At 63.1% G+C, this 3989-nt stretch carries 4 protein-coding genes; all 4 read left to right on the forward strand.

Annotation, left to right across the window (positions count from 1 at the left end; all coding sequences use genetic code 11):
- On the forward strand, positions 1-1838 hold a 1838-nt coding region (gene ftsH, locus ACZM96_RS09910; RefSeq protein ID WP_489488847.1), incomplete at its 5' end, for an ATP-dependent zinc metalloprotease FtsH.
- A gap of 2 nt (positions 1839-1840) precedes the next feature.
- Positions 1841-2743 (forward strand): dihydropteroate synthase, encoded by a 903-nt coding sequence (gene folP / locus ACZM96_RS09915; protein ID WP_489488848.1) that lies wholly within the window; start codon positions 1841-1843, stop codon positions 2741-2743.
- A gap of 1 nt (position 2744) precedes the next feature.
- Positions 2745-3494: a diadenylate cyclase CdaA gene (gene cdaA / locus ACZM96_RS09920; protein WP_294488297.1), complete on the forward strand. Its 750-nt coding sequence runs from the start codon at positions 2745-2747 to the stop codon at positions 3492-3494.
- Positions 3478-3989, forward strand: a 512-nt coding sequence (locus ACZM96_RS09925) for a CdaR family protein (RefSeq protein ID WP_489488850.1), incomplete at its 3' end; no start/stop codon positions are given. The genes cdaA and ACZM96_RS09925, both read left to right, overlap by 17 nt.

The raw sequence follows: 3989 nt of genomic DNA on the forward strand, positions 1-3989 counted from the left end.
TGGTGATCGAAGACAGAAACATCACCGTCGTCACCAACGACGGCCGCACCTACAGCACCTATGCCCCCAACGATCCGAACCTCGTTCAGGAACTCAAGAACAAGAACGTGGTCATCGACGTCAAGAAGCCCGAAGAAACGCCGCTTGCCATGTCGGTGTTCATTTCGTGGTTCCCCATGCTGCTGCTCATCGGCGTGTGGATCTTCTTTGCCCGTCAGATGCAGGGCGGCGGCGGAAAGGCCATGTCGTTCGGCCGTTCCCGTGCGCGCATGCAGGATCAGAATCAGGTGGGCAAGGTCACGTTCGCCGATGTGGCAGGTGTGGACGAAGCCAAGGAAGAACTTGCCGAAGTTGTGGAATTTCTTTCCAATCCGCGCAAGTTTACGCGTCTTGGCGGCCGCATTCCCAAGGGCGTGCTGCTCGTAGGCCCTCCCGGAACCGGCAAGACCCTGCTGGCCCGCGCCGTGGCCGGTGAAGCCGGTGTGCCGTTCTTCTCCATTTCCGGTTCCGACTTCGTGGAAATGTTCGTGGGCGTGGGTGCCTCTCGCGTGCGCGACCTCTTCGCTCAGGGCAAGAAGAACGCTCCCTGCCTCATCTTCATCGACGAAATCGACGCCGTGGGTCGTCAGCGCGGCGCAGGTCTCGGCGGCGGTCACGACGAACGCGAGCAGACCCTCAACCAGCTGCTCGTGGAAATGGACGGCTTTGAATCCAACGAAGGCGTCATTCTCATTGCGGCCACCAACCGTCCCGACGTGCTGGATCCCGCGCTGCTGCGTCCCGGCCGTTTCGACCGTCAGGTCGTGGTTTCCACGCCCGATCTGCGCGGCCGCGAACGCATTCTCGAAGTCCACACCCGCCGCACCCCCCTCGCCAAGGACGTGGATCTCACCACCATTGCCAAGGGCACGCCCGGATTCTCCGGCGCCGACCTTGAAAACCTCGTGAACGAAGCCGCGCTTCAGGCCGCCAAGCTCAACAAGGACCGCCTGAACATGTCCGACTTTGAATACGCCAAGGACAAGGTCCTCATGGGCAAGGAACGCCGCAGCCTCATCCTGAGCGACGAAGAAAAGAAGATCACCGCCTATCACGAAGGCGGACACGCCCTCGCCGCCAAGCTCCTGCCCGGCACCGATCCGGTTCACAAGGTGTCCATCATTCCCCGCGGCCGCGCCATGGGCGTGACCATGCAGCTGCCCAATGAAGACCGCCACGGCTACTCCCGCGACTTTCTGCGCAACAACCTCGTGGTGCTGCTCGGCGGCCGCGTGGCCGAAGAGATCATCATGGGCGACATCACCACCGGCGCAGGCAACGACATCGACCGCGCCACCAAGATGGCCCGCAAGATGGTGTGCGAATGGGGCATGAGCGACAAGATCGGTCCGCAGACCGTGGGCGAACATGAAGAGGAAGTCTTCCTCGGCCGCGAATGGGGCCACACCCGCGCCGTGAGCGACGACATGACCCGCCTCGTGGACAGCGAAGTCAAGGCCCTCATCGACGAGGCCCGCGAACGCTGCCGCACCCTGCTCACCGAGCACATCGACATGCTGCACGCCATTGCGCACGCCCTGCTGGAACGCGAAACCATTTCCGGCGAGGACATCGACATCCTCATGCGGGGCGAAAAGCTGCCCCCCTTTCAGATCAACGGGCAGAACGCGGGCGAGTTCCATCTTGAGGAAGAACACTCCGCAGACGAAAAGAACAACGCCGGGAACAGCCAGTCCAACGCGACGCCCCCTGCGGAGACCGCGGCCCCTCAGCCTGAGGAAAAAGCCGCAAGCGACTCTTCCGCCTCCGGCGAAGGAGCCGACAGGGGAGACAAATAACGATGAATAAGGACACGGTCTGGATGCTTCGCAACGGGGCATTCAGCCCTGTTTCCACCGAAAAACAGGGCGGTACGCCGTCGCGCTTCACGCTGTGGGGCGTGGTGAACGTAACGCCCGACTCCTTTTTCGACGGAGGCAGGCACCCTTCTTTTGAAAGCGCGTTTTCCCACGCCAGACGCCTCGCCGCAGACGGAGCCAGAGTGCTTGATCTCGGCGGGGCTTCGTCGCGTCCGGGCGCGCAGGACGTTCCCCCCGACGACGAAATGCGCCGCGTGCTGCCTCTCGTGCGCGCCCTTTCCGAAGGACGCGGCAGACGCACCCCGCCCGACACCCTGCTCTCCGTGGACACCTGGCGCACCGCCGTTGCCGCCGCCGTGCTCGAAGCCGGCGCCGACATCATCAACGACATCTCCGCCGGCGTGTGGGAGCCCGAAATCACCGACGTGCTCGCTCAGTACCGCCCCGGCTACGTGCTCATGCACTGCCGCCCCGGCATGACCCCCGGCACCATGCAGAACGATCCGCACTACGAAAACGTGCTCGACGAAGTCGTCGCCTTCCTCGAAGCGCGCATGACCGCCCTGGTCAAGGCCGGTCTGCCCGAAGAAAACATCATGCTCGATCCGGGCATAGGCTTCGGCAAAACCGCGGAACACAACTGTCAGATACTCGCCGGCATCGAAAGACTCCTCGCTCTGGGGCGTCCCGTGCTGCTCGGCGTTTCCAACAAGAGCCTCTTCGGCGACCTGCTCGGCCTCGACGTGACAAGACGCATCGAAGCCACCAGCGTCTGCACGGCACTGCTCGCCGCGCGCGGCGTCTTCCATCACCGCGTTCACGACGTGGCCTCCGCCCGGCGAGCCCTCACCCTCGCGGAACACTTCACCCCCTGGATAGACTGACATGTTCGCACTGGGACAGTTGACATTCGGCTGGCGAGACCTGCTGGACATACTCATAGTAGCCATTCTCTGCTACTACGGCATCCGCTTCGTGCGGGGCACGCGCGCCATGGCCGCCCTGAACGGCCTGCTCCTGCTGCTCATCCTGTTCGCGGCCGCCCAGTTTCTCGGCCTGTTCACCCTCGTGTGGCTGCTCCAGAACGTGTTCAGTTCCCTGTTCCTCGTGGTGGTCATCCTGTTCCATCAGGACATCCGCCAGGCGCTCTCCAACATGAACTTCCGGCATCTTTTCCGGCGCAAGGCCAACGTGCGCACGGAAATGATAAGCACCGTGAGCCGCACCGCCTGCGCCCTCGCCGCCCGCCGCATCGGCGCCATCATCGTCATCGAACGCAACGTCGCCCTCGGCGACATGACCGAAAAGGGCGTCACCATCGACGCCGTGGTCTCGCAGGATCTGCTCGCCACCATCTTCTTTCCCAACACGGCGCTCCACGACGGCGCCGTCATCATAGGCCACAACGACCGCATTACCGCGGCAGGCTGCGTGCTGCCGCTCGCCAACGTCGCCCGTCAGCACTTCGGCACCCGTCACCGGGCCGCCATCGGCATCACCGAAGTGAGCGACGCCATCTCCATCGTGGTATCGGAAGAACGCGGAGAAGTGACCCTAGCCCAGGACGGCCACCTCTCCAATCCCCTGAATCAAGAACGCCTGGAACGGATACTGGCCAATGTCCTCAATCAATAACAGCCGGTTGCAGACCGTTCTTTCCGTACTGCTCTCCCTCGTCATCGCCACGGGGCTGTGGTATCTCGTCGTCGGTCGCGATCATGTGGAAACGCAGGTCGAACTGCGCGTGGAATACCGCGGCCTGCCCGACGGACTCGTCATCCGCGAGGGCATGGTCAATCACATTTCCGTGCGCCTGCGCGGCTCCGCCGAACTTCTGCGCAATCTGCACTCGCGCGACCTCGTCTATACCGTGGATCTCTCCGGCGTGCAGCGCGGCGCCACCGCCCTGCCCCTGGCCGTGGATTCCATGCCCGACTTCAAGGCCTTTGAAATACTCGAAATCATGCCGAGCAGACTCGTGCTTGAGGCCGACGCCCTCACCGAACGCGTGGTGCCGCTCGAAAACAAGATGCTCCCCCTGCCGGCAGATTCGCCCTACCTTATTTCCCACGCCATTCTTGAGCCGTCCTTCGTCACGGTGAAGGGCCCGGAAACCCAGGTCAACTCCCT

The sequence above is a fragment of the Mailhella sp. genome, from assembly GCF_057866825.1.